The sequence below is a fragment of the Parafrankia irregularis genome (assembly GCF_001536285.1).
GTDB classification, from domain to species: Bacteria; Actinomycetota; Actinomycetes; order Frankiales; family Frankiaceae; genus Parafrankia; species Parafrankia irregularis.
Genome location: NZ_FAOZ01000018.1, coordinates 101243 through 126482, shown reverse-complemented (window position 1 = coordinate 126482; position 25240 = coordinate 101243). Strand labels below are relative to the sequence as shown.

The window sequence follows — 25240 nt, the reverse complement described above, 5'->3', positions numbered from 1 at the left end:
TCGGGGGTGGGTTCCGGATGTGCTTCTCCCCGGAGGCGGACGTCGTCGCCGCTGCCGTGATCGGCGCCGCGGGTGTCGACGCGCTCCGACACGTTCAGCGTCGTGCGCAGTGGCCGCTTGCCGCGTTGCCGATTCTGCTGGCCGGGCACACGTTCGTCGAGGCGTTCGTGTGGTGGAGCCTGCGGGGTTCGGTCGGTGAGCCGGGCCAGACGGTCGCGACCGCGATCTACCTGGGATTCGCCTTCGTCGTCCTGCCGATGTACGTGCCCGTCACGGTGCTCGCGCTGGAACGGGTGCCCGCGCATCGGCGGTACGAGATCGTGAGCCTCGTCGCCGGGGCCCTCTGCGCGATGGCACTCGCCGCGACCTTGATCGACGGGCCGGTCACAGCCCAACCGGACCATCACCACATCGTGTACCGCGTGGATCTGTGGGCCGGCATCGCGGTCATCGTGCTGTATCTGCTCAGTACCTGTGGTGCGCTGCTCGTCTCCAGCCTCCGCTTCCTTCGCTGGTTCGGCGCCGCCAACCTGGCCGCGGTCGGCCTGCTGGCCTGGTTCGAGACGGACGCCGTCACCTCTCTGTGGTGCGCGTGGGCCGCCGTGACCAGCATCGCCGTGGCGGTGCACCTGCGCCGCCAGGGCGACAGCCGCAGGTCCGGCGAGCGCGCGTCCGCTCCCTGACACCGCCGGCCGGCGGTGTCAGGACCGCCGGCGGTGTCAGGACCGAAGGAGGCGGGGCGGTCGCAGGTCCGTCACCGGCACCTCACCGGCCTCCAACCGGCGCAGCAGATCGTCGGCCCAGCCGGTGACGCCGGGAAGATCGACGTCACGTCGTCCCCATCCGCCGCCGGCTCCACCGGCCTGACCGGCCTGACCGGCCTGACCGGCGGCAGGTTCGGCGGGTGCCGCCGCGTCGGGCTCGCGGGGCCGGTCCGGCCCGCCAGGTGGGAGCGGGGAGTCGGCGGTAGTGGAGTCGATGGCGGCGGGTGCGGACGCCGGCCCCTCGGATGGGCGTGGTCGCGGTGCCAGGCCGGCCAGCCCGCGCCTCAGCAGCGTGATCGCGCCCTGCCGGTTGCCGCGGCCGACATGGACGAGGCCGACCACGATCTGGGTGAGCCCACGCCACAGATCACGTTCCAGGGCCGGAGCGGCCTTCCAGGCGGCCTCGAGTACCTCGTGTGCCTGGAAGTACAGGCCTTCGTCCAGCAGGTTCTGCGCGGCGAGCAGGATCTCCCGGGGCGACCGTGGCAGGTCCTCGGTGAGTGGAGGGACCCCGGGCGAGCCGTAGGGCAGTGGCCGGCCGAGCCGGTCCCGTGGTCGTTGTGCCGCGGCCAGCGGTGGTGGCTCCCTGCGGTGGCGTGGTATCGGGCGATCGTTCATCCAGGCAGCTCGATCGTCAAGATCGTCGCCAAGGTGCCGACCTCCAGGATCTCCTCGGCCGCCGCGGGTGCCCCGGCGGCGGGCGGTGCTCGCTGTCCGTCAGTGCGTCACCGTCGCTGTCAGCGGCGACGGCCCTTTCGGGAGCGGTGTCACCGTCGGGAGCGGTGTCACTGTCGACAGCGACGTCGTCGTCGACCGTATCCGGTCTGTCCAGGACTGGCTCCAGGCCGTGGTCGTCCCCGGGGGGCGTGCTCGCCTGCCGCGGCCGCTCGGCGGTCCGGGCCGGGAAGCGACTGGCCGCCGCCCGGACGTCGTCGTCCAGGAACGTCGGCGTCCGGGCCCGCGTGAGCCAGTCGGTTCCACGTGTGCCCGCCATCGCCTGGGCGAGGGCGAGGGCGAACTCGCGGGCGTCGGCCGGGCGCCGGTCCGGATCCTTGGCGAGCGCCCACTCGACGACCTGCGCGACCGGCCCGGGTATGCCGGTCAGCGGGCGCGGAGTGACCGCGACGTGGTGGTTGGCCCAGCCCTGTTTCGTCGACGGCCGCACCTGGAAGACGGGCCGGCGGGCGAGCAGCTCGTACAGCACGACGCCGAGGCCGTACAGGTCGGTCGCGGGGCCGAGCTCGCCGAGGGTGAACTGCTCCGGCGCCATGTAACGCGGAGTGCCCGAAGATGCGCGGACGGGTGTTCGTCCGCCGGCTCTCGGGACGTCCGCATGGGCGATGCCGAAATCGGTCAGCTTCGGGACGCCGGCCGAGGTGTGCAGGATGTTCGCGGGCTTCACGTCGCGGTGGATGACCCCGCGGGAATGCGCGTGCCCGAGGGCCGCGGCTGTGCCGAGCCCGATCGCGCAGGCGGCCTCGACGGAGAGCCCGGCGACGGCCCGCTGCGCCAGGCTGCCGCCGTCGAGCAGCTCCATGACGATCAGCGCGACGTCGCCGTGGCGGACGTGGTGGGAGACCTTCACCAGGTGGGGGTGGTCGAGGCCGGCCAGCAGGCGTGCCTCGGCCTCGGCGTCGGGATCGGTCGCGGCGAGAACTCGGGGTACGCCGGTGACGCCGAACAACGGCCGTTCCTCGTCGGCGATCGACATGATCTTGACGGCGACCCGCTGGTCCGCCTCGTCCCGGGCGGCGAGCACGACACCGGAGCCCCCACGGCCGAGCTCGGCGCCGAGGGTGTAGCCCGGCAGCGCCGCGGCGATGTGGTCGCGATCGACGTTCACGACGCCGCCCGGCGCGCGGGCACGTCGACATCCACCAGGCGCCGATGGCCCGGGCGCCGGTTACCCGGACGCCGCTGGCTCACGCGCCGGTATGAAGATAGACACCGCATGATCGCACCATTGTGGACGTTTTGGTGCCTCTGCGGCGAATTCGCTTCCCGGCGGGACCAGGGTGAGCTGCCCGTCCGTGCCCCGGCCCGGGCCCGGATCAGCCGCCGGCGTGACCAGGTCGACCGGGCGTCGGTGTGACCGGCTGACACAGCGCCCGCGCGGCGGACGACACTGGACCCATGTCGGCCACACTTGTCGCCTCCGATCTGACCGTGCTGCGTGGCGGTGCCGTCGTCCTGGCGGGCGTCTCGCTCACCGTCGCGCCAGGTGACCGTCTCGGCGTGGTCGGCCCCAACGGGGTCGGCAAGTCGACCCTGCTGCGGGCGCTCGCGGGCCTGGTCCCCCTCGACGGCGGCCGGATCGACCTCTCGCCGCCCACCGCCGTGGTCGGGTTGTTGCCCCAGGAACCCGACCGGCGTGCCGACGAGACACTGCGGGAGTTCCTGGCCCGGCGGACCGGTGTCATGGCGGCACAGCAGGCCCTGGACGAGGCCACCGCCGACCTGTCCGGCTCGGTGGCGGGCGCGGATGATCGTTACAGCCACGCGCTGGACCGCTGGTTGGCGATCGGCGCGGCGGACCTGGACACCCGGGCCGAGCAGGTCGTCGCCGACCTCGGTCTGCCCGCCGGTGCGCTGGACCGTCCGACGGTCGCGCTGTCCGGCGGCCAGGCCGCGCGCGGCTCGCTGGCGAGCGTGCTGCTCTCCCGGTTCGACATCACCCTGCTCGACGAGCCGACCAACGACCTGGACTTCGACGGCCTGGAGCGACTGGAGCGCTACGTGGCGCAGATGGCGGGCGCGCTCGTCGTGGTCAGCCACGACCGGGAGTTCCTCGACCGTTCGATCGACGGGGTCGCCGAGATCGATCCGCACCAGCACACGGTCACCCGCTACGCGGGCGGCTGGGACGCCTACCTGGAAGCACGTGGGCTCGCGCGCCGTCAGGCCCGCGAACGCTACGAGCGCTTCGCCGACCGCCGCGCCGATCTCGTCGGGCAGGTACAGCGGCAGCGGGAGCAGTCGGTGCGCGGTGCGGTCAGGGCGAAGCGCCGCTCCTCGGACTCCGACCGCTCCGCCCGGGGCGCCCGGATCGAGGCGGCGACCAAGAGCGCCGGGCGCGTCCGCACCCTGCAGACGCAGCTCGACCGCCTGGACCACAGCGAGGACGCGGTCGCCGAGCCGCGCAAGGAATGGCAGCTGCGGATGTCGATCGCCGCCGCGCCCCGCTCGGGTGACGTGGTCGCGACGCTGTCCGGCGCGGTCGTGGAGCGCCCCGGTTTCCGGCTCGGGCCGGTGGACCTCACGGTCGCCTGGGCTGACCGGTTCGTCATCACCGGACCGAACGGCGGTGGGAAGAGCACCCTGCTCGCCGCGCTGCTCGGCCGGTTGCCGCTGAGTGCGGGCACCCACTCGCTCGGCTCCGGCGTGCGCCTCGGCGAGATCGACCAGGCGCGGTCGGCGTTCCGTGGGGCGTCCACCGCGGCCGCCGTCGCCGAGGAGGCCACCGGTGCCTCGGCCGCCGACGTCCGGACGCTGTTCGCAAAGTTCGGCCTCGGTGCCGATCAGATGACCCGGCCGTCGGCGTCGCTGTCGCCCGGTGAGCGCACCCGGGCGGCACTGGCGCTGCTGCAGGGAGTCGGGGTGAACTGCCTGGTGCTGGACGAGCCCACCAACCATCTGGACCTTCCCGCGATCGAGCAGCTCGAAAAGGCCGTCGAGGGCTTCGCGGGAACCCTGCTGCTGGTCACCCACGACCGCCGCCTGCTCGACGCGGTGCGGGTGACCCGACGGTTGCGTGTCGCCGGTGGCCAGGTGACGGAGACGGTGCCGTGAGCGGTGTCGAGCTCCTCGCGGTGGCCCTGGTCATGGCGGTCGGGGTGGTCGGTGTCCTCGTCCCCGTCCTGCCGGGCCTGCTGCTGGTCTGGGGCGCCGGCGTGTGGTGGACGATCGCCGACGGGGGCGGCTCGGGGCGCTGGGCCGTGCTGGCGGTGATGAGCGCGCTGTTCGTCGCCGGCTCCCTGGCCAAGTACGTGCTGCCTGGCCGCGCCGCGTCCGCCTCCGGTGCGACGATCGGGACGATGCTCGTCGGCGCGGTCTGCGCTGTCGTCGGGTTCTTCGTCGTGCCGGTCGTGGGCCTGCTGGTGGGCGGCCTCGCCGGCATCTACCTGGCCGAGCTCGCCCGCCTGCGGGACCCGGTGCGGGCGGGCGCGTCGACCTGGGCGGCGACGGTCGCCTTCGGGGTCGGCCTGCTGGTCGAGATCTGTGCCGGCCTCGCGATGGCGGCCGTCTGGGGCCTCGGTGAGCTGGTCACCTGACCGCCCGGTCGCCGCGTTGACGGCCTGGTGGCCGCGCGCCGGGGAACGTCCCGCCGGTGCCCGCTGATGTCGCCGGCATCCTGACAGGCCTGTTCCCCGGCGCCGTCCTCATGCCGCTGTCCGGCTCGGCGGTGATCAGCGGTCAGGGACGTGGTGGATCAGGAATGTGGTGGGTCAGGAACGTGACGGGGGCAGCGGACTACCAGCCCCAGTCGTCCTTGTCCCACTTGTCCTTGTGCTTACGGTCCTTGTCCCACTTGTCCTTGCGCCAGTCGTCCTTGCTCCACTTGTCCTTGTGCCAGTCGTCCTTGTCCTTGTGCCAGCTGGCTTCCTTGCCCCAGCCGTCCTTGTCCCACTTGTCCTTGTCCTTGTGCCGCCTGTCCTTGTCGCCGAACCAGTCGTCCTTGTCCTTGTGCCGCCTGTCCTTGTCCTTGTCGCCGAACCAGTCGTCCTTGTCCTTGTGTCGTTTGTCCTTGTCGCCGAACCAGTCGTCGCCGAACCAGTCGTCCTTGTCGTGCTTGTTCTGGTGGTATCCCTTGTCGTCCCAGAACGCCTGCGCGGACCCGGCACCCGGACCCAGGGCCAGTGCGGCGGCGGCAACGCCCGTCGCCGCGAGGGCGAGGATCCTACGTGGTGCGGACTTTCCCATCGTTCCCCCATCGCTGAATTCACGTGCGGCGGCCCCGCAGCAATGAAGGGCCTCCCACCCGGAATTCATCGACAAACAAAAATCTTTCCGCCGCGAAATTGCGGCGAATTGGTGCGGGGTAATTTCCGGAATGTTGGTGTGCCGGGTCGCGAACTGGCCGGAGAATGATTTGGCGGGTGGTGGGACCTGGCGGCGGGTCCGACCGGGGCTCGCCCAGCGGGGTGGTGGCGGCGGGAATGACCACGGCTCCCACCGTCCCGGTGCGGATCGAGAACCTCTGGTTGCTCTCGGTCCGCACTGGGCGGACTGTCGCCGGAAATGCGTATCATCCCCGTCGGGAAGGTGGTCCACATATGGAGATCGACCCGTTGGTGACCCTGGCCGGGGTACTGGTGGGATTCGTCGTCGGGCTGACCGGCATGGGCGGCGGCGCGCTGATGACACCGATTCTGGTGCTGCTCTTCGGGGTGCAGCCGCTCGCGGCCGTCTCGAGTGACCTGGTCGCGTCGGCGGTGATGAAGCCGGTGGGGGCGACGGTGCATCTGCGCCGTGGCACGGTCCACCGCGGGCTCGTCACCTGGCTTGTCCTGGGCTCGGTGCCCGCGGGCTTCTGCGGTGTCCTGATCCTGCGCGCGATGGGCGACGGCGAGGCCGTCCAGGACCGGATGAAGATCTTCATGGGGGCGGTGCTGATCATCGCCGCGCTCGCCATGCTCGCGAAGGCGGAGCTCGACCGCCGCCGCGGACCCGCACCGACCGACGACGCCGCCGCCGAGGTCACCGTCCGGCGGTTGCCGACGCTGGCCGTCGGTGTCGTCGGAGGTCTCGTCGTCGGGATGACATCGGTGGGCTCGGGCTCGCTGATCATCGTCCTGCTGCTGGCCCTGTACCCGTCGATCCGTGCCTCGCAGCTGGTGGGAACCGATCTGGCCCAGGCCGTTCCGCTGGTCGCCGCCGCGTCGCTCGGCCACCTGCTCTTCGGCGACTTCCAGCTGGGGCTGACCGGCTCGCTGCTCATCGGCTCGCTGCCCGGGGTCTACCTCGGCGCCCGGATCTCGGCGGGCAGCGCCACCAGCGCGCTGATCCGCCCGGCGATCGTCGTCGTGGTGTCGCTCAGCGGACTGAAGCTCGTGGGTGTGCCCACCGGGGTCCTGGGCGTGGTGTTGGCGCTCATGCTGGTCGCTGCGGCGGGCGTCGTGGCGCGGAGTCGTCGCGCCCAGCCAGCCACCTCCGCGACGCCGGCCGTGTCCGGGCCTGGGGACACACCCGTCGAGGCGGTGCCGCGCCGCCCCTGACGCCAGGGGCTCCGACGGAGATGTCGCGCCACCGACCTCGCGGGGGAGACCTCCGCCGTGTTCCCCCGGGAAGTTCCCGGCTTCCCGGGGGACGCTGCGGTGACGACGGGCCCTGGTGGAGCGACCTCTGCCCGCCGGTGACCGTGCCCGGCCGACCCGGTCCCGCGCAACGGGCCGGATGCGCCGCTGTTGTGAACAATGCCGGACGGAACCCCGCGGCGACGGGGCCGGTCGGCGTGTCGCCGCCAGCGCAACCGACCGCCCGCCACAGGCCGGTCGAACCTGGCACCGGACCACCCGCGCACCCCGGCGCCCGCTGTGGCCGCGGCGCCGAGTGGCATCCGGGGCCGCGAGCAGCACGGCTAGTGACGCCTGCGGCCGTCCGATTCGCTGTCCGGCGCCGTGGCCGCGGTCAGCTCCCGCACACGGCGCTCCGCGGGGCGTCGGCGGCGGGGGAACCGGGCGGTCCGGCCCCCGCCCCGGTTGCCCCCGCCGCGGTGGCTGACGCTCCGGTCGCCCACGCCCACGCCGGATGCCGGGCGCGGTGGGCGGTCCGTGCCGCCCGTGTTCGCGGCCTCGATCGCCGGGCGCTCGCCGATGGTGCCGCTGTCGATCGCCGCCTGGTCCCCTGCTCCTGCCCCTGCAACGGGGCGGGCGTCGCGGGCATGACGGGACTGCGCGGTCGTCGGCGTGCCGGCGCCACCTTCGAGCCCGTCCGGTACCCGACGCGCCGGCCTGGGCCCGCCGGGCAGCGCCCTCGTGGGGGGCAGCGCCGCGCCGAACCGCGCGAGACGTCCGTAGTAGTGCGTGAGGTGCAGGTGATAGTCGAGGTCACCGGTGGTGGGGAAGGTGGCGGAGCAGCCGAGATCCTCGCGCGGGCAGCGATACAACGTCATGGCGGGTCCTCCTACCGGAAACCGGCGTGGAACGCTTGGCCCGACGGTACGTCCCTGCTCCGGTGAACGCACGGCCGGGAGAGCAGACTGGGGGCATGGCAAACGTGTCCCACGACCTCTCTGAGGACCCTGCGGCGGTCAGGCAGAGGCCTGCCGCCGCGCCCGCCGGTGCCCGACCGGCGCCCACGGCCGAGTCCGAGGTCGTGGACCTGTGTCGGGACATGCTGCGCTTCGAGTCGGTCAACCGCGGGAACGGTGAGGGCCACGAGCGGCCGATCGCCGAGTACGTGGCCGAGAAGCTGGCCGAGGTGGGGCTGGAGCCCGTCCTGCTCGAGTCCGCCCCGGGGCGGACGAGCGTGGTGACCCGGGTGGCCGGCGCGGACCCGACCCGGTCCCCGCTGCTGATCCACGGCCATCTGGACGTGGTGCCGGCGGATCCGTCCGACTGGCGCGTGCACCCGTTCGCCGGTGAGGAGGTGGACGGATGTCTCTGGGGCCGCGGCGCCATCGACATGAAGGACATGGACGCGATGACCCTGGCGGTCGTCCGTGACCTGGCCCGATCGGGCCGCCGGCCGCCGCGTGACCTTGTCGTGGCCTTCGTGGCCGACGAGGAGGCCGGTGGCACGCTGGGGGCGCGCTGGCTGGTGGACAACCATCCCGACCATTTCGCCGACTGCACCGAGGCGATCAGCGAGGTCGGCGGCTTCTCCTACACGGTTTCGGACGACCTGCGGCTGTATCTCATCGAGACCGCGGAAAAGGGCATCGCCTGGATGAAGCTCACCGTTGCGGGCCGGGCCGGGCATGGGTCCATGCTCAGCGAGGACAACGCGGTGACGAAGCTGTGCGAGGCGGTGGCCCGGCTCGGCCGGCACCAGTTCCCGATCGTCGTCACGCCGACCGTGCGGGTGTTCCTCGACTCGCTCGGGGAGGCGCTGGGCATCGAGCTCGACGCGGGCGACATCGAGAGCACGATCGCGAAGCTGGGGCCGATCGCCCGGATGGTCGGGGCGACGATCCGCAACACCGTGAACCCGACCCAGCTGGTGGCCGGGCACAAGGTGAACGTGATTCCCGGCGAGGCCACGGCCTACGTCGACGGCCGGTACCTGCCCGGGCAGGAGGAGGAGTTCCTGCGCCAGGTCGACGAGCTGATCGGGCCCGAGGTGCGCCGTGAATGGGTGGTGAACGACCAGGCGGTGGAAACCGGGTTCGACGGGCCGCTGGTGGACGCGATGGCCAGCGCGCTGCGTGCGGAGGACCCGGCGGCCCGGGCGGTGCCCTACATGCTCTCCGGCGGGACCGACGCGAAGTCGTTCTCCCGGCTCGGCATCCGCTGTTTCGGCTTCTCCCCGCTGCTGCTGCCGCCGGACCTCGACTTCGCCGGCATGTTCCACGGCGTGGACGAGCGGGTTCCGGTCGAGTCGCTGCGCTTCGGTGTGCGGGTGCTGGACCGTTTCCTCGCGGCTTCCTGACCGGGTGACGCCACGCGGTGTGATCAACTCTGTGTGATCACACCGCGTGACGTGACGCCGGGACGGAACGAGACAAGCCCGTCCCGGGCGCATCCCCGGGACGGGCTCGTCGTTGTTCTGTTCCGCTGCCTCGCCGGCCTGGCGGGCCGCCGGCTCGGTGTTCGCCGGCCTGGTGGTTCACCGGTGCGCCGGTTCGGTGCCGGTCGGTCAGGCGGTGCCGGCGGAGGCGGTGCCACCGGTCGCCGGGCTGTCCGGGGTCAGCCGGGACGGCTCGGCCGTCGCCTTGCGGGCCTTGGGTACCGCGCCCGGCTGCGCCGCCGGCCGCGTCACCGCCGACGAGCCACGGGAGGCCCAGTCGTCCGGCAGCGTCGGGAAGAACCCGTCGCCGAGGCGTTGCAGCGCCGACCGGGCGAAGATCTGCTGCTGGGTGACCGTGCGCTCCGAGCGGCCGCGGCCGATGAAGCTCACCGTCCAGTGCAGCAGGGTGGTCACCCGGTGCTTGAACCCGATGATGTAGACGAGGTGCACCGCGAGCCACATCAGCCAGGCCAGGAACCCGCTGAGCTGCACGCCCTTGATGCTGGCCACCGCGCTGAAGCGCGAGATCGTGGCCATGCTGCCCTTGTCCTTGTACTCGAAGTTGCGCATCGGCGGGCCGCTGCGCAGCCGGGTGGCGATCGTCTTGGCGGCGTACTGGCCGCCCTGGATCGCGACCTGGGCGACACCGGGCAGCCGGTCGAGGGTGGCCATGTCGCCGACGACGAAGACCTCGGGGTGACCGGGCAGGGTCAGGTCGGGCTGCACCTGGATCCGGCCGGCCCGGTCCAGCACGGCGCCGGACTGCTCGGCGAGCTGCTTGCCCAGCGGGCTGGCGGCGACACCGGCGGCCCAGATCTTGCAGACCGACTCGATCCGGCGCCGGTTGCCGTCGGAGTCCTCGACGTCGATGCCACGGGAATCGACGTTGATGACCCGGGCACCGAGCTGGATCTCGACCCCGATCTTCTCCAGCTTGGCGGTGGCCTTGGCGGCGAGCTTCTCGCCGAACGTCCCCAGCACGGTCGGGGCGGCGTCGAGCAGGATGATCCGGGCCTTGGTCGTGTCGATGCGCCGGAAGTCGTGGCGCAGCGTGCGGTGCGCCATCTCGGCGATCTGGCCGGCCATCTCGACGCCGGTCGGGCCGGCACCAACGACCACGAAGGTCATGTAGCGCGCGACGTCCTCCGGGTTGGGGGCTGTCTCGGCGACCTCGAAGGCGCCGAAGATCCGCCCGCGCAGCTCCAGCGCGTCGTCGATGCTCTTCATGCCGGGCGCGTGCTCGGCGAAATGGTCGTTGCCGAAGTACGACTGGCCCGCGCCGGCGGCGACGATCAGGCTGTCGTAGGGCTGCACGTCCGACCGCCCCAGCAGGTTCGACGTCACCGTCTTCGCGGCGAGATCGATCTCGGTGACCTCGCCCATGATCACCCGCGCGTTCGTCTGGCGGCGCAGCACCTCGCGGGTGGCCGGGGCGATCTCGCCCTCGGACAGGATGCCCGTCGCCACCTGGTAAAGCAGTGGCTGGAACAGGTGATGTGTGGTCTTTGCGACGACAGTCACCTCGACGGGCTCGCGGCGCAGCGCCTGGGTGGCGAACAGCCCGCCGAAACCCGAGCCGATGACTACGACCCGGTGCTTTTGGTGTCCGTCGCTCGTAGCGGTCACAATCGCTCCCCACATGCCGATGGGTCTCTGACGGAGTGGTTCACGGTCCGTCCGCCTCACCATCTTCCGCCGTGAATCGGAGCGGGGATCGTGGCGATACTCACGTCTCACCCGGCGATGTCCGTCCCGGCGGGTCGGACGTCACATCTGCCGTGCTGCGCCAATTCACCTTTGGCAGGTTGTCGGTGGCGTGGGCCCGCTGCGTTCGGTGACCGGACCGCCGGGTCAGGTGGGGAGATAACCGGGCAAGCCGCCCGGCCGGCGCCGTCGGCGTAGCACTACTCGGCGGGTCCCATCGGGGTAGATGCGGGAGCGATCAAGCTCCCAGTCCCCGAACTCGGCGTGCAGGGTGAGGATCGCCACCGCGGTCCGCCGGTCGGTGCCCGGGGGCATCGTCAGCTTCTGGTACTCGAGCTCCCTGTCGACCAAGGTGCCTGCACCTCCCGTTTCGCCGGCCCGATGAGCGCACGGACGCCCACGCGATCACCGGCTCCCAACCCGCCTGCGCGCGTCTCGCGCGCACCTCTTCGGTCACCGTGACACCGGGGACCTTGATGAACGCACGGTGTCCTGGAAAGAAACCTTGTCGTAGCGGTCGATCGCGCACAAGCCGTTGTCGGGTGTGCCGTAGGGAAAAGTCACACCGATCCCGGTCGACGGGGACGGCGGGGCGCCCCGGCAGGGCGCCGGACAAGGGCGCCGGACAACGACATCCCGCGTTGCCGGGGTGAAGCGCGCGGCAATGGGACGCCGCGGTCGACATTGACCGGCCTGCCCGGCGGAATTTCGGACCACCACGGAACGACCGGGCCGCGGAAGTCCGGTGAGGCGGACGGTGGCGCGGCGACGGCGCGAAAAAACGACGCCGGCCCGGTCCGTCAGACGACTGCCCGAGCGCGGCGACGCCCGCCAGGGGACGTCAGGGCACGTACGAGAGGGTGAACGCGAGGGTCGCGTAGACGGTCATCGCCGCGGCGGAGACGGTGATCACGAACGTCCACACCTCGCGGCGGGCTGTGGCCAGGGCGGCAACGAGGAGGAACGGGAACGAGCCGTAGAGGTAGCGCTCGGCGGAGTCGAGGTTGCTGCCGGTCACGATCGCCAGCATCACGAGCGTCGACCAGACCGGGTACGACACGGGCAGCCAGCGGAACATGACCACCAGGGCGAGCACGGCCAGCAGCAGCCAGGGCACATGCAGGGCCGTGCCCAGCTCGCCGCTGGTCGCGCCGCGGGCCGCGTCGATGATCGTGGAAAGCGGGTTCGCGCTGCTGCCGTGCCGGGCCGCGTCACGTTGCATCGTCAGCGGGGCGAGCCCGTCACCGTGGGCGGACGCGGACCACAGCAGGTAGATCCCGGCTCCGGCCAGCGGGGCGACGACCGCGCTGAGCCGGCCGGCCAGCTCCCGCCCGCCGCCACCGGCAGGCCGGCCACCAGTCTGCCCGCCGCCGGTCGTCGGCAGCGCGGAGGCGTCGGGCGCTCCGGGCGCTCCGAGCGCTCCGGGTGCTCCGAGCGGGAGCAGCGGGGTGGGCGGGCCCGGTGCTCCGGCAGGCCCCAGCCGGCCCAGCAGCGGGAGGCGCAGTCCGCGGGCCGCCTCGATCGCGACCGGCACGGCGAGCAGCAGGCCCAACGGCCGGCACAGGCCGCCGAGCAGCCCGGCGACGATCGCGATCTCCCAGCGGCGGGTCCGCGCCCCGAACAGGACCGCGGCGGCCAGCAGCCCCGCCAGCGCCTCGGCGTAGCCCATCACCAGCACGAAGGCGGGCGGCGCCAGCGCCCCGATCCAGATGACCCGGCGGGTCGTGTCGTCGTCGAAGCCCTCGGCCCGCGCGACGCCGACCAGCACCAGGGCGAACGCGACGGCGATGAGGTTCACCAGGACGAGCAGCACGGCCCCGGCGTGGCCGCCCGCGCCGGGCAGGGCCGTGAACAGGCGGACGAGCAGGGGGAGCAGGGGGAAGAAACGCCGGCTCTCGTCCCCGGCCCCGTCGTAGCCGTGCTCGGCGATGGTGAGGTACCAGCCGGCGTCCCAGCCGAGCAGGTCGGTCGTCTCAAGCGTGACGCCGCCGTCCTCGCTGACGCTGTCCGCGATGAACCGGGTCAGCGCCAGCGCCGCGCCGACGACCACCCGTGCGGCGACCCAGGCGACGAGGACGTCCCGCAGATACCAGCGGCGGGCCCAGGCCCGGGCCCGTGCGGCCGCCGTGTGGTCGCCACGGCTGACCCCGTGCCTGCCCCGGGCCGGCCTCCCCCGTCGCGGCTGCGGCGTCTCCCGCGTACCCGGAGGCTGCCGCGGCGCCTCGGGATACGCGGGCTGGCGCGCTGCGGTCATGACACTCGGAACCGCAGCAGGGCGTAGTTCTCGTACACGCGGGCCGGAATGCCCTGCGTCATCACCTCGTCGGCCAGTGGGCGCTGCTCCTGCAACGTGGTGCGCACCTGGGTGCAGAGCTCCTCGTAGGTCCGGTACGCCCCGGAGCCGGCCATGAAGACGGTGTGCGATCCGGCCTCGGCCAAGGCGCGCTCGGCGACCGCGACGCCGTTGGCCTTCTCGTTCCGCTCCTCGTAGTCGACCCAGTTCACCCGGTCGGGCGGTGCGTAGGTCGGGACCACGTAGACCTTGAGCCAGGACGGCACGGTGCGGGCCAGACCCGGCCCGAGCTGGTCCGGGCACACCAGCAGGACGTCACCGGGCTTGGACAGCCGGGTGAGGACCGCGGCGGCCTCGCCGGCCTGGCTGCGCTCCCGCCGGACGTCGCTCGTCCCGGCGACGACGCCGACCAGCGCGGCGAGCACGACCACGCCGCGGAAGACCCGCCGGTCCGCCAGCATGGTGGCGCCGAGGCCGACCACGAGGAGGAACGGGACGAACGCGGTCGCCGTGTAGCGGTCGGCCCAGGCGTTGCCGACCGCCTTGCCGGCCGCCACCGCGACGATCAGGGTCCCGGTGGCGAGGAAGAACAGCGTGCGGCCCGGTTCAAGGCCCTTCAGGTCGAGCAGCATGAACCGGCCCCCGAGGGGACGTCCCGCGATACCGGCGGCGACCAGGCCGGTCACGATGAACAGCAGCAGCCGTCCGAGGGTGGTCGGTCCGCCGGCCCACTGCCCGTAGGCGTGGGTGACCGCGGCGAAGCTCGCGGGCTCCCCCCAGGGGGTGCCGGTGTGCGCCAGCTGGGAGAAGAAGTTCGACAGCCAGGGCGCGAACACCAGGCCCCCGGCGATCAGCCCGACCACACCGGCCAGCGGGCCACGCCGGTGCCACTGCGGGACGGTGCGGGTGGCACCCCCGGCCGCGTCGGCCAGCAGCTCGGCCGGGCTTGCACCGGCTCCGGCGCGGGCACCACCACCCGCCGGATCCACCGGCTGCGCCCCGGCGGTCGCCGGTGCCAGGCCGCCGGCCGCGTGCGGCATGCTCCCGGCCGCCGTGTGTGCGGGGTTCCCCGCCGCATGCGCCGGGTTCCCCACAGCCGGCCATCCGGGCGCGGCAGCCGGCGCGGCCGCCGCGGGGGGGCGCGGCGCGCGCACGGCGCCAGGACGGTGCCCACCCCGGCCACGCCCGGCACGGGCGCGCCGGGCGGCCTGCGCCGCGGCGATCCGGGGCCGGATGATCATCAGCCCGATGAGCCACGCGCCGACCGTCAGCAGAACGTAGAGGCACCAGTAGTGCGTCAGCGCGAGACAGCCCGCGCACAGCGCGAGCAACGCGATGTTCTTCACGGCGGGATCGCGCAGCACCCGTTCCAGCGCGAGACCGCCCAGCGCCGTGAGCAGCACGATCAGGCTGTACATCCGCGTCTCGGTGCCGAAGTACAGCGCGAACGGGGAGGTCAGGTAGAGCACGACGGCGACCTTCGCGGCCCGCTCGCCGACCAGCTGGCGCCCGAGGAGGAAGATCGGCACCGCCGAGAGCAGGTTGATGACCGCGGACATCGCCCGCACCGCGCCCGCGCCGTCGCCGAACAGGCCCACCCACCCGTGCAGGAGGATGTAGTACAGCGGCGGCGAACCGTCCTCCAGCAGCCCGTCCCACATCGTCGGGCCGGCGCCGGACAGGGGGAGGCGGGCGATGGCCACGCTCTGCGCCTCGTCGAGCCAGAGCGGCTGGCGTGCGCTGAAGCGCACCGCCACGGCCCCGGCGATGATCAGAACGAGCGCGGCCCGGAAGACCCGGTCCTCGCGGCCGGGTCGCGCCCCGACCCGTTCAGCCGGCTCGGAGGGGTTTTCCGCCGGCCGCACCGCGACGTCGGTCACGGTCAGTCCCTTCGATGTGCCAGGGGTGCGGTGCGCGAGGGCCGGGGCTGCCCAGGCAGGCACCCGGCGCTCGCTCGCGCCCGTTGCTACTGGTGAACGTGGACGCGTTCACAATGACGCGTGACGCCGCGGGTCGGCCACGCGAAGGCGGGCGGCGCGCTCGTCGGGAGCCCCCGGCCGTGTCACGGAGGGAGCCCCAGACGCCGCCGCGCGTCGCCTAGGCGCGCTTCGAGGACTCCTCGTGATAGTCCTCCTCGACGTTGACCTCCCAGACGTCGTGGGACTTTCCGTCGATGATGTTCTCAACCGTCAGCATCGCGGTGAGCATCGAGTGGTCCTGGTTGTTGTACCGGTGCATACCGTTACGGCCGACCGGGTGGACGTTGGGAGCGTTGTCCTCAAGCCAGCCGCGGATGATGTCGACGTTCTTCTTGTACTCCGTGTCGTAGTACGGGTACGCCTTGGGCATCCGCACGACGTAGCCGGTCTCGACCTGGCCGGCGCGGACGAGGCCGAGCCGGGCCAGCTCCCGGGTGCCCAGCGCGATCAGGTCCTCGTCGGACGAGTTCCACATCTCGTCGCCCTCGAAGACGAAGTACTCCAGGCCCAGGCAGGTCTTGCCGTCCTTCACCAGGAACGGCGACCAGGACGAGAAGTTCTGGATGCGGCCGACCTTGACGTCCGGGGAGTGGATGTAGATCCAGTTGTCCGGGAACCCGGCCGACTCGGGAACGACCAGCGCCACGGTGAGGAAGTCGCGGTACTTCAGAGCGTTCGCGGCGGCGAGGACGCGCGGCGGAACCGGCGGGTCCATAACGCGCACCAGCGAGGAGAAGGACATCGAGGAGATGAACTGGTCACCCGTGTACTGGTACTCGGTGCCGATGTCCGTCCGCGACGACTCCGGCGCGCCCGCGCCGGGCCCATAGCCGCCCGTGACCACCGTCGTGACACCGGTGGCCTTGCCGTTCTCGTGGTGGATCTTCTTGACCTTCTCCTCGAAGACGATCCGGCCACCCTGCTTGGTGATCTTGTCGGCGGCGGTCTCCCACATCATTCCCGGCCCGTACTTCGGGTACTGGAACTCCTCGATGAGGGAGGTGATGTCCGTCTGGTTGCGCTTCGGCAGCACCGCGTTGATGACGGCGTTGCTCAGGGACAGGCTCTTGATCCGCTGAGCGGCCCAGTCGGAGGGCATCTCGCTGACGGGAACGCCCCAGACCTTCTCGGTGTAGGTCTTGAAGAAGGTGCGGTAGAGCCGCCAGCCGAATCGCGCGACCAGCCAGTTCTCGTAGTTCGACTGGTCCTTCGGCGGGCGTACCCGGGCCGCCGCGTAGGAGCCGATGCAACGCGCCGCCTCCAGCACGCCCAGGCCACCCAGCGCGTTTCCTGGCTTCAGCGGGTAGTCGAAGAACTTGTTGTTGTAGTAAATGCGGCTGGAACGCGGCCGGAGCAGGAAGTCCTCATCTGGCAGGATCTCGTGCCACAGCTTCTCGACCTCGGGCACCTTGGTGAAGAAACGGTGGCCACCGATGTCGAAACGCCAGCCGTCCCGCTCGGCCGTGCGGCTGATTCCGCCGACCACCGAGTCACCCTCGATAATCGTCACGGGGATCTCCCGCTTCATCAGCTCCCAGCCGGCGGAGAGACCGGCCGGCCCGGCTCCGATGACGACTACCTCTGGCTTTTCGGTCACTGTGCCGGACCTCTCCTCAACAACATCGTCCGTGGTCAGTCGGGGGACGCACAGGCGGCGCGTTTCGCGCCCGCGGCTGGCTGGACCCCTCCCGGTGCCGGAACCTTCGCATCCGGCCTCCGGGGCAGTCTCGCATGGGAGTTACCGCCGCTTCACCGGACCCCCCGGTGGGGCACCGATATCGGCCCGGCACACCTGATGCGGTGGGCCCTGCCCGGGCGGCGCCGCTCCAGTGTGCCTGACCTCGGCGGCCGACCCGCCGGGCGCTCTGGCATGGTGCGGACATGCCTCGCGCACTGCCCACCCCGCGTGCTCCGGAGCCGGCGCTGCTCCTGGCCGGCTGGTGCGGCTGCGCGGTTGGCATCAGCCTGTCGGACGGCAGGTACAGCCCCCTCGCGCTCGTCATGGTGCTGCTGGGCGCCGCCGCGACCGTGGCCGCCCTCGCCGCTTCCAGGGTGGTGGGTCTCACACCGGGCGGCGGGTCCCCGACGTCGCGGCGCGGGTGGGGTGGCACCGCGGCACTGTTCGCCCCCCGGGCGGTGATCGTCCTGTGTGGCGTGGTGGTCGCAGCCGGCCCGCTCGTGCGTCACCCTCGCTACTACGCCACGGGCCCGGCCGCGGCCGTGGCGGACGTCCTGGCGGCCGCCGCGGGGCTGCTCGCCGGGGCAGCACTGCTCAGCGCCGCCCGCACGGCCAGGCCCGCAGGTCCGGCCGGCGCCGACGCTGCGCGATCCGGGCCCGGCGTGGGGGCCAGGGTGGGCCTGGGCCTGGCCGGGAGCCGGGGGCCGTGGTGGGCGCGGTCCTGGGTGTTCTGGGCGGTGCTCGGCCTCGCCGTCGCCGCCGGCGTCGCCACGATCGTCGCCTCGCCGCGGCCCCGGATCGACGTGTTCCACCTGCTGCAGGGCTCGACGTCGGGGCTGGCCGACGGCGAGAACATGTATCGCCAGCAGTGGGGGACCGACCCGGTGACCTACGCCCACACCGCGGGCGGGCTCTTCGACGTCTACCCCTACCTGCCGGGCACCTCGCTGCTGCTGGCGCCGTTTCGGTGGGTACTCGGTGACGTCCGGTACGGCCTGCTTCTGGCGGTTGCCTGCGCGGCGGTCATCGCCCGCCCGCGCGGCGCCGGGCGCGGCACCGTGGGCCCGGGCACGGACGTGTCCACCGGCACCGGCACCGGCCCGCGCGTCACCCGGCTCCTTCCGCTCCTGCTCGTCGTGTTCCCGGAGTCGATGTACGCGCTCCAGCAGTCGTGGACGGAGCCGCTGCTCGTGGTGGCCCTCGCCGTGATGGTCCGGGCGGTCACCACCGGCCGCACCCGGCTGGCCGTGGTCGCCCTCGCGCTGGCGTTGGCCAGCAAGCAGCATGTGGCGCTGCTCCTGCCGGTCGCGGCCTGCTGGCCGGCCTTCGGCCCGCGCCGGGCGCTGGCGTCGGCCGGCCTCGGGCTCGCGGTGGTGGCGCCCTGGATCGTGGCGGCACCGCGGGACTTCTTCGCCGACGCCGTCCGCACCAACCTCGACTACCCGGTGCTCGACCACTCGCTTTCGCTGCCGGGCTGGGCCCACCATTTCGGGATCACGCTCGGTTTCGGCGCGACCGCCGCCGTGCTGGCTGGCAGCTACCTGCTGGCCTGGCGGGCCCGCGGGGGCGCGGCAGGCTTCTGCGCGGGCTCGGCGGTGGTCCTGCTCGGGCTGGATCTGATGAACAAGCAGACCTTCTTCAACCACTACACGCTGCCGATGGCTCTGCTCGTCCTGGCGGCGACCAGCACGGCGGCCGCGCGGGGCCATCTCGTGGCCCCGCCGCAGCTCAGGGCGCGGCCTCGGCGTGCCGCGGCTGGTCAGCGTGCCGCAGCCGGTCAGCGTGCCGCGGCCGGTCAGCGCAGAGTGGAGAACCGCTCCAACGCCGCGCCCTCGTAAAGATTGCGCTTCTCGACCTGCAAGGCACGGTCGCGCAGCGCCGCGAGCTGGTCGGAGACCACCGCGCAGGCACCTTCCAGGAATCGGTACCCATCGGCCCGCACGAGCAGGACGGCGTGGTCGGGCCCGGCGAGCCCGTTCACCTCGGCGGCGAAGGCCGCGCCGTTCGCGCGCTTCATCCGGTCCGCGTAGTCGACCCAGTCGACGAGGGCGGGGCCGGTCTCGTCGGCGTAGACGATCTCCCGGACGTCGATGTCGCCGCGGCGCACGATCGCCCGGTGCACCGCCGGGCCCAACTGGTCCGGGCAGTAGGCGACGACGTCGCCCGGCCGGGCGATCCGGGCGATCCGGTCGGCGATCTCACCGGCCTGGGTCCGTTCGGTGCGGGCGAGCTGGTACCCGCCGATCAGCCCGCTGACCGAGGCGATGACGAGCACGGCCACGAACGCGCGGTGAACAGGCAGGTGGGCGATGCCCAGCGCGGCCAGCAGGAGGCAGGCCGGCAGGGCGATGCCGGTGTACCGCTCCGCGTAGGCGCTGCCGCCGAACATGTTGACGAAGTAGGCCAGTACGAGCGGAACGAGCCAGATCGCCGCGAGGTACCGGCCCGGCGTGCGCCCGGAGATCTTGACGTGGAGCTCGCGGCCCAGGGGCCTGGCGGTGAGCCCGATCAGCGCGCCGCCGAGCAGGATGACGCCCAGCAGGGCCCCGGTCGACTGCGGCCCGGCCCAGTCGAAGACGGTGTCAAGCAGTACCTGAGCCTGCACCCGCGGTGCCCAGGGCGTCCCGGTGTGCAGCATCTGGAAGAGGAACACCGGCATCCATGGCGCGAAGAGCAACGCCGAGGCCGCCATCGCGGCGAACGCGCGCAGCGCCGGGCGGAGGTAGCCGGGCCGGCGACGCGCCTGCACGAGCAGGAACGCCGCCACCGTGAACACCAGCAGGAACGTCCAGTAGTGCGTGTAGACCAGGGCGGCCGTCGCGATCGTCAGCAGGGCCAGCCGAAACGGGCTGCTGCGGTTCAGCGCCCCGATCGCCGCGAACCCGAAGACCAGCACCAGCAGGACGACCAGCGAGTACATCCGCGCCTCGCTGCCGTAGCGGATCGCGTACGGCGAACACGCGAAGAGCAGCAGGGCGGCGCGCCCGACGCGCTGTTCGGCTGTCGGCCCACCGTTGCCGAGCGCGGTCGCATAGCGGCCCACACGCCGCCCGGCCAGCCAGGCCAGCGGCAGCGTGGCGAGCGAGAGCACACCGGACAGGGCCCGGACGGCGACGTCGCCGTCACCGAACAGCGTGATCCACCCGTGCAGCAGAAGGTAGTACAACGGCGGCGAGCCGTCGTGGCGGAGCGCCTCGAGCAGGTCGGGCACCGACCGGGACGCGATCCCGACGGTCAGCGACTCGTCCAGCCACAGGTGACTCGGCGTGGCGAAGCGGAGCACGGCACCGGTCACGACCGCCAGCAGCGTCCCGACGAGGACGAGCTGGGGTGCCGCGGCCACCGTCCACTGCCGGGCCAGTCCCAGCCCGGCCGCCCAGCGCTGCGACCACCCCGGTCGGACGCCCTCGGGAGCGGGTCGCCGCGCGGACTCCCGCGGGTCGGCCGGCGTGGCGGCCTGCCTGACCGGCACGGCCTGCTCACCCGGCCCCGCCAGCTCGATCGGCACCCGCTGGGCGAGCACGGAACCGTGGGCGGGTGTCTCGGCCGCGGCCGGCGCCTCGCCCGTCTCGTGGGCCTCCAGAACCGGTGCCTGCCCCGGTTCCGAGCTGGTGCCCGGCGCCGAGGACGATTTCCCGACCTGCCCGGTCGGCAGGTCGTCAGGGCTCACCACCCGAACGCTACCCATTCGTGTGCCACGCGATCTTCGTCAGGTCGGGTTCAGCGCCCCGCGACAGCTTCATGACAGGTTTCCTGGCAGTCCTGTGCCTCATGACGTTCGCCTCACGCCGATCCCGCCCGCGGACCGGCCTGCGCCGGCACGGCCAGCGCGTCGGCCCGGCTACTCGGGCTGCGCCGGCCGCTCTCGTTCGGCGTGTCGTCGGCCGGCAGCTCGTCGGTGTCGTCGTAGGCGTCCTCGTCATCGTCCACACCCGGGCCGAAGGGGTCGACCGAGCCACCGGCCAGCAGCGCGGGCAGCAGCGTCGCCCGCCGCCGCCCGCCGGCGTCACGCACCGCCGCGCGCAGCGCCGGGCCGTTCACCGAGACGATCGAGAGATGACTGCGGGCCCGGGTCATCGCCGTGTAGACCAGCGGGCGGTTCAACATGCGACCGGCCTCCGGGGGGAACACCCCCACCACGGCGGCCCACTCACTGCCCTGGGCACGATGCACCGTGACGGCCCAGCCGTGCCGCAGGTCCACCACACCGTGCGACGGGATGTCGAGCTCCCCGCCGGGGAAGGCCACCCGCAGCGCGCCCCGCTCACCGAGCGCCACGACGACGCCGATCTCGCCGTTGGCGAACCCCAGGTCCAGATGGTTCGCCGTCGCCACGACCCGGTCGCCCACATCGAACCCGGAGACCTCACCGGGGCCGGGGTTGAGCGCCTTCTTGAGCGCGGTGTTCAGCGCGGTGGTTCCGGCCGGCCCGCCGTGCACCGGGGTCACGACCTGCACCTCGGTGGACGGGATGCCCAGCGCCCGTGGGATCGAGTCGGTGACGAGCTGGACGACCCGGTGGGCGGCCTCGCCGGAGGTACGCGCAGGCACGACGACGACCTCGCGGCCGGGGCCGCTGGGCGGCGGAGGCAGCTCGCCCTGGCGGACCGCCGCGGCCATCGTCGCGATCGCGCCACCGTCCGCCTGCCGGTAGAGCCGGGTCAGCTCGGTGACGGGAACGATCTCGGACTCCAGCAGGTCGGCGAGCAGCTGGCCCGGCCCGATGCTCGGCAGCTGGGCGGGATCACCCACGAGAAGGAGATGGGTGCCGTCCGCGCACGCGTCCAGCAGCGCCGCGCCGAGCTCGGCGTCGACCATCGAGGTCTCGTCGACGACCACCAGGTCCGCCTCGAGCGGGTTGTGCTCGTCGCGGGTGAAGCCACCGCCGCGGCCCTGGGCACCGAGCAGGCGGTGCAGGGTGCTGGCCGGGGCGCCGCACAGCTCCTCCAGCCGCTTGGCGGCCCGCCCCGTCGGCGCGGCGAGCGCCACCTCCACTCCGGCGGCCTCGGCCAGCCGGACGACCGCGGCCACGGTGCGGCTCTTGCCCGTACCTGGTCCGCCGGTCAGCACGCTGACGCCGGCCTCGAGCGCCGTGCGCGCGGCCCGCAGCTGGATCTCGTCCAGACCGGCGACGGCGTGGTCAGCGGCCGCACCCGGGTCCGCCGACCCGCCCCGTGGGCCACCGGCCGCACCGGGTGCCGCCGGACCGGCCGCACCGTCGCCGTCGCCGACCTCGCTCCCGCTCCCGGTGCCGGCCTCGTCGTCATGGGGACCGTCGCCATCGGATTCGTCGTCGTCGGCCTCGTCATCGTCGAACATCGACCGGGGCTCCGGCGCCGGGAGTTCGGAGGCGGCGCCGCCGGAGGGCGTGAGCGCCGGGTCCCCGGGTGACCCGGAGGCCGCCCGCCGGCGCCGCCGGGCCTGGCCGTCCTCGCCGTCGGCGCGCAGGGGCTCCGCCGTCGCGAGCAGGCGTTCCACCCCCTCGGCGATCGCCTGCTCGGCCATCGCGAACCGCTCCAGGGCCACCCGGTCGTCCACCTGGACCACCCGGCCGACCTCGAGTGCGCTGGTCAACGCCGCCAGCGGGTCGGTGACCCCCTCACCCGCCGCGGCTCGGGACACGGCCGCCACCTCGGCGGCGGTGTCACCGGCCCGGCTGGCGGCCCGGCCCAGCAGGTGGGTGACGACCGCCGGGCCGCGCCGTGGGTCGGTGCGGCCCAGCCCGAAGTAACGGGCGAAGCGGTCGGCGTCCCCGAGCTCGGCCTCACCGCCGTCCAGCAGCGACCAGGGGTCGGCGCGCAGCGCGTCGACCGCCGCGGGGCCCAGCGCCTCGCTCAGGCCGCGCGCGAGCCGGGCCGGCAGCCGAGCCGCGATGAGCAGCTCCACCGCGGCGTAGGTGGCCTCGGCCGCGCGGAACGTGTCGAGCAGGCGCCTGGCCCGCGGCCCGGAGACACCGGGCACCGCCGACAGCCGGGCCAGGTCGACGTCCGCCCGGCCTTCGATGCCGGCCTCGCCGAGGCGGCCGGCGGTCGTCCGGCCCAGGCCCGGCCAGAGACCGGCGGCGCAGAAGGCCGCGAAGACGACCCCGTCGTCGGGACCCGCGCCCGCCGCGGGCGAGGCCGGCCCGCCAGGGTCGGCGGTGGGCGCAAGCGGGATGTCGACGGCGTCTTCGGGCATTGCCGAAGCGTAACGACGGCGTCGGGAGCTCCGGGTACGCCCGCTCGGTAGCGTGGTGCGGTAGGTGGTCCGCGGGTGGTCCGATCACGCGTCGTGACGTCGGCCTCTGGCTGGCGGGCACGTCGCGTCTGACCTGGTACGTGTGTCCGGCCTGGCAGCCGCCTGCCGGTGCTCGGCACCGGCAGCCCCACCCGTGTGCCTGCCGGTGTCCGCTGGTGTCCGCTGCGGGTACGCGCCCCGCACTGGTGAAGGAGAAGTCAGGGTTGACCACCGTCCTGCTGGTCCGGCACGGTCTCACCGAGGTCACCGGCAAGATCCTGCTCGGCTGGACTCCCGGCGTCGGCCTCGACGACCGCGGCCGGGCGCAGGCCGCCGCGCTGGCCGATCGCCTCGCCGAGATCCCGCTGGCCGCGATCGTGTCCAGCCCGCTCGACCGCTGCCAGCAGACCGCCCAGGCGATCGCCGAGCGCCGTCCGGCGGGGCCCGCCGTCACGGGCGGGCGCCAGCCCGTCCAGACCGACGACCGGGTCGGGGAGTGCCACTACGGCGACTGGACGGGGCAGGAGCTCGCCGTCCTGGCCCGCGACCCGCTCTGGAAGATCGTGCAGAGTCAGCCGAGCGCCATCACCTTCCCGGGCGGCGAGGCGCTGCGCGACACCCAGGCCCGCGGGGTCAACGCGGTGCGTGAGTGGAACGCGCGGCTCGGGCCGGACGCGACCTGGCTGCTGTGCTCACACGGTGACGTGATCCGGACCGTGGTCGCCGACGCGCTCGGCATGCATCTGGACATGTACCACCGGATCACCGTCGATCCGTGCTCGCTGACCGTGGTGCGCTACGGCGAGCACCGGCCCTTCGTCCGGCGGATCAACGACATCGGCGGCTCCGTGGCTGATCTCCTGCCGCCGCCCGCCGCCCCGGCGCCGTCCGCCGGCGCGGTCACGGAGGGCGGGTCGGGGGCCGACGGCGCGTCGGCCGCACCGGGCGAGGACGAGATCATCGGGGGTGGCGCCGGGGTGGCCCCGGTGGTGAGGGCCGCATCGGGCGGGCACCCGTCCCCCCAGCAGCCGCCGGCGGCGAGACTGGAGCCGTGAGCATTTCCGCGGCCGGTCCCGATCCGGGAGAGGGCCCTGCGCTGGATCCGCTCGACAGCGGCGGGCTGGACGCGTCGCAGGCGCTGGAGCTGCTGCGGTCCGGCGAGCTGGAGATCACCGGCCGGCTCGTCGACGCGAGCAACGCGACCCTGCTGTGCGAGATCCGCCTGGACTGCGCCGTCGCGGATGTCGCGGCTGGGGCCGGTGACGGTGCCGGTGCGGATCCCGGTGGTGACGGTGCCGGCCGGGTCACCAGCGCGCGGTGTGTCTACAAGCCGGTGCGCGGCGAGCGTGCGCTCTGGGACTTCCCCGACGGCACTCTGGCCGCCCGGGAGCTGGCGGCCTACGAGGTCTCCGAGGCGATGGACCCGGGCATCGTCCCGCCCACGGTGATGCGTCCGGGCCCCTTCGGTGAGGGGATGGTGCAGCTCTGGATCGACGTCGACACGACTGTGGACCTGGTGGAGCTGACCCGTTCGGACGATCCGCGGCTGCGGCGCATCGCACTGTTCGACGCGGTCATCAACAACTCGGACCGCAAGGGCGGGCACCTGCTGCCCGCGCCGTCCGGCCGGGTCTACGGCATCGATCACGGTGTGACGTTTCACACCGACGACAAGCTGCGCACCCTGCTGTGGACCTGGCGGGGGGAGCGGCTGACCGCGCGGGAGTGCACCGTGCTCCGTGGCCTGAGCGAGTCCCTCGGGGGCGATCTGGGTGAGCGTCTGACGCCTCTGCTCACCACCGCGGAACTGGCTGCGCTCCAGGCGAGGGTCGAGCGGCTGCTGGCCCGGCGCCGCTTCCCGATGCCGTCCGCGGACTGGCCGGCCATACCCTGGCCGCCCTTCTGATCAGCGGCGCGCTTTCCGACCGGCCGGGCGGTG

The 25240-nt window shown here is 73.0% G+C and carries 19 protein-coding genes; 8 read left to right on the top strand and 11 right to left on the bottom strand.

Features of this window, described 5'->3' with window-relative positions; all coding sequences use genetic code 11:
* Positions 1-17: 17 nt before the first annotated feature.
* Complete coding sequence (locus tag AWX74_RS24120) at positions 18-683, top strand: DUF6629 family protein (RefSeq protein WP_091281269.1); 666 nt, start codon at positions 18-20, stop codon at positions 681-683.
* A gap of 36 nt (positions 684-719) precedes the next feature.
* Here the strand turns inward: AWX74_RS24120 and AWX74_RS24115 are convergent, their stop codons facing one another.
* A complete protein-coding gene (locus AWX74_RS24115; RefSeq protein ID WP_091281265.1) occupies positions 720-1382 on the bottom strand; it encodes a DUF309 domain-containing protein in 663 nt (220 codons plus the stop codon).
* A gap of 16 nt (positions 1383-1398) precedes the next feature.
* Entirely contained in the window at positions 1399-2607 is a 1209-nt protein-coding gene (locus AWX74_RS24110) for a serine/threonine-protein kinase (protein WP_091281262.1), read from the bottom strand.
* Between the two features lie 290 nt (positions 2608-2897).
* On the opposite strand from AWX74_RS24110, the gene AWX74_RS24105 reads away from it, so the two are divergent.
* Positions 2898-4553 (top strand): ABC-F family ATP-binding cassette domain-containing protein, encoded by a 1656-nt coding sequence (locus tag AWX74_RS24105; protein WP_091281257.1) that lies wholly within the window; start codon positions 2898-2900, stop codon positions 4551-4553.
* Positions 4550-5035 (top strand): DUF456 domain-containing protein, encoded by a 486-nt coding sequence (locus tag AWX74_RS24100; protein ID WP_091281253.1) that lies wholly within the window; start codon positions 4550-4552, stop codon positions 5033-5035. Before AWX74_RS24105 ends, AWX74_RS24100 begins: the two co-directional genes overlap by 4 nt.
* 199 nt (positions 5036-5234) lie before the next feature.
* Here AWX74_RS24100 and AWX74_RS24095 read toward each other — a convergent pair whose 3' ends face one another.
* On the bottom strand, positions 5235-5684 hold the full coding sequence (locus tag AWX74_RS24095; RefSeq protein WP_091281250.1) for a hypothetical protein: 450 nt from the start codon (positions 5682-5684) through the stop codon (positions 5235-5237).
* Positions 5685-6037: 353 nt separating this feature from the next.
* On the opposite strand from AWX74_RS24095, the gene AWX74_RS24090 reads away from it, so the two are divergent.
* Positions 6038-6979 carry a sulfite exporter TauE/SafE family protein gene (locus AWX74_RS24090; RefSeq protein WP_091281247.1) on the top strand — a complete coding sequence of 314 codons (942 nt, stop codon included), beginning with the start codon at positions 6038-6040 and terminating at the stop codon, positions 6977-6979.
* 362 nt (positions 6980-7341) lie between these two features.
* Here AWX74_RS24090 and AWX74_RS24085 read toward each other — a convergent pair whose 3' ends face one another.
* Positions 7342-7875 (bottom strand): hypothetical protein, encoded by a 534-nt coding sequence (locus AWX74_RS24085; RefSeq protein WP_091281244.1) that lies wholly within the window; start codon positions 7873-7875, stop codon positions 7342-7344.
* A 95-nt stretch (positions 7876-7970) separates the two neighbouring features.
* Here AWX74_RS24085 and AWX74_RS24080 point away from each other — a divergent pair, with 95 nt between their 5' ends.
* On the top strand, positions 7971-9353 hold the full coding sequence (locus AWX74_RS24080; RefSeq protein WP_091281238.1) for a M20/M25/M40 family metallo-hydrolase: 1383 nt from the start codon (positions 7971-7973) through the stop codon (positions 9351-9353).
* A gap of 207 nt (positions 9354-9560) precedes the next feature.
* On the opposite strand, the gene AWX74_RS24075 is transcribed toward AWX74_RS24080, so the two are convergent.
* The 5 genes from AWX74_RS24075 to AWX74_RS24055 all read right to left on the bottom strand — a co-directional run bounded on the left by AWX74_RS24075 (position 9561) and on the right by AWX74_RS24055 (position 17004).
* Positions 9561-11072: an NAD(P)/FAD-dependent oxidoreductase gene (locus tag AWX74_RS24075; RefSeq protein ID WP_054566110.1), complete on the bottom strand. Its 1512-nt coding sequence runs from the start codon at positions 11070-11072 to the stop codon at positions 9561-9563.
* Between the two features lie 210 nt (positions 11073-11282).
* Positions 11283-11486 carry a DUF5703 family protein gene (locus AWX74_RS24070; protein WP_054566111.1) on the bottom strand — a complete coding sequence of 68 codons (204 nt, stop codon included), beginning with the start codon at positions 11484-11486 and terminating at the stop codon, positions 11283-11285.
* Between the two features lie 490 nt (positions 11487-11976).
* Entirely contained in the window at positions 11977-13389 is a 1413-nt protein-coding gene (locus AWX74_RS24065) for a mannosyltransferase family protein (protein ID WP_114476414.1), read from the bottom strand.
* Entirely contained in the window at positions 13386-15308 is a 1923-nt protein-coding gene (locus AWX74_RS24060) for a glycosyltransferase family 39 protein (RefSeq protein WP_091281235.1), read from the bottom strand. The genes AWX74_RS24065 and AWX74_RS24060 overlap by 4 nt, the downstream gene beginning before the upstream one ends.
* Before the next feature lie 217 nt (positions 15309-15525).
* Positions 15526-17004, bottom strand: a complete 1479-nt coding sequence (locus AWX74_RS24055; RefSeq protein WP_091281231.1) for an NAD(P)/FAD-dependent oxidoreductase — start codon at positions 17002-17004, stop codon at positions 15526-15528.
* A 284-nt stretch (positions 17005-17288) separates the two neighbouring features.
* On the opposite strand from AWX74_RS24055, the gene AWX74_RS24050 reads away from it, so the two are divergent.
* On the top strand, positions 17289-18923 hold the full coding sequence (locus AWX74_RS24050) for a glycosyltransferase (protein ID WP_091281228.1): 1635 nt from the start codon (positions 17289-17291) through the stop codon (positions 18921-18923).
* Here AWX74_RS24050 and AWX74_RS24045 read toward each other — a convergent pair.
* Positions 18881-20773: a glycosyltransferase family 39 protein gene (locus AWX74_RS24045; RefSeq protein WP_091281226.1), complete on the bottom strand. Its 1893-nt coding sequence runs from the start codon at positions 20771-20773 to the stop codon at positions 18881-18883. The two genes, AWX74_RS24050 and AWX74_RS24045, sit on opposite strands and share 43 nt — an antisense overlap.
* Before the next feature lie 95 nt (positions 20774-20868).
* Positions 20869-23262 (bottom strand): AAA family ATPase, encoded by a 2394-nt coding sequence (locus AWX74_RS24040; RefSeq protein ID WP_091281223.1) that lies wholly within the window; start codon positions 23260-23262, stop codon positions 20869-20871.
* A gap of 263 nt (positions 23263-23525) precedes the next feature.
* Here AWX74_RS24040 and AWX74_RS24035 point away from each other — a divergent pair, with 263 nt between their 5' ends.
* Both AWX74_RS24035 and AWX74_RS24030 read left to right on the top strand, forming a co-directional pair.
* The gene (locus AWX74_RS24035; RefSeq protein ID WP_091281221.1) at positions 23526-24356 is read left to right on the top strand and encodes a histidine phosphatase family protein; all 831 of its coding nucleotides are present in this window, start codon (positions 23526-23528) and stop codon (positions 24354-24356) included.
* The gene (locus tag AWX74_RS24030; protein WP_091281217.1) at positions 24353-25207 is read left to right on the top strand and encodes an SCO1664 family protein; all 855 of its coding nucleotides are present in this window, start codon (positions 24353-24355) and stop codon (positions 25205-25207) included. The genes AWX74_RS24035 and AWX74_RS24030 overlap by 4 nt, the downstream gene beginning before the upstream one ends.
* Positions 25208-25240 lie beyond the last annotated feature (33 nt).

Bases quoted from the DNA above. Each gene is read 5' to 3' on its own strand.
- AWX74_RS24120 (WP_091281269.1), top strand. From the start codon at position 18: ATGTGCTTCTCCCCGGAGGCGGACGTCGTCGCCGCTGCCGTGATCGGC.
- AWX74_RS24115 (WP_091281265.1), bottom strand. From the start codon at position 1,382: ATGAACGATCGCCCGATACCACGCCACCGCAGGGAGCCACCACCGCTG.
- AWX74_RS24105 (WP_091281257.1), top strand. From the start codon at position 2,898: ATGTCGGCCACACTTGTCGCCTCCGATCTGACCGTGCTGCGTGGCGGT.
- AWX74_RS24095 (WP_091281250.1), bottom strand. From the start codon at position 5,684: ATGGGAAAGTCCGCACCACGTAGGATCCTCGCCCTCGCGGCGACGGGC.
- AWX74_RS24090 (WP_091281247.1), top strand. From the start codon at position 6,038: ATGGAGATCGACCCGTTGGTGACCCTGGCCGGGGTACTGGTGGGATTC.
- AWX74_RS24085 (WP_091281244.1), bottom strand. From the start codon at position 7,875: ATGACGTTGTATCGCTGCCCGCGCGAGGATCTCGGCTGCTCCGCCACC.
- AWX74_RS24080 (WP_091281238.1), top strand. From the start codon at position 7,971: ATGGCAAACGTGTCCCACGACCTCTCTGAGGACCCTGCGGCGGTCAGG.
- AWX74_RS24075 (WP_054566110.1), bottom strand. From the start codon at position 11,072: ATGTGGGGAGCGATTGTGACCGCTACGAGCGACGGACACCAAAAGCAC.
- AWX74_RS24065 (WP_114476414.1), bottom strand. From the start codon at position 13,389: ATGACCGCAGCGCGCCAGCCCGCGTATCCCGAGGCGCCGCGGCAGCCT.
- AWX74_RS24050 (WP_091281228.1), top strand. From the start codon at position 17,289: ATGCCTCGCGCACTGCCCACCCCGCGTGCTCCGGAGCCGGCGCTGCTC.
- AWX74_RS24045 (WP_091281226.1), bottom strand. From the start codon at position 20,773: ATGGGTAGCGTTCGGGTGGTGAGCCCTGACGACCTGCCGACCGGGCAG.
- AWX74_RS24040 (WP_091281223.1), bottom strand. From the start codon at position 23,262: ATGCCCGAAGACGCCGTCGACATCCCGCTTGCGCCCACCGCCGACCCT.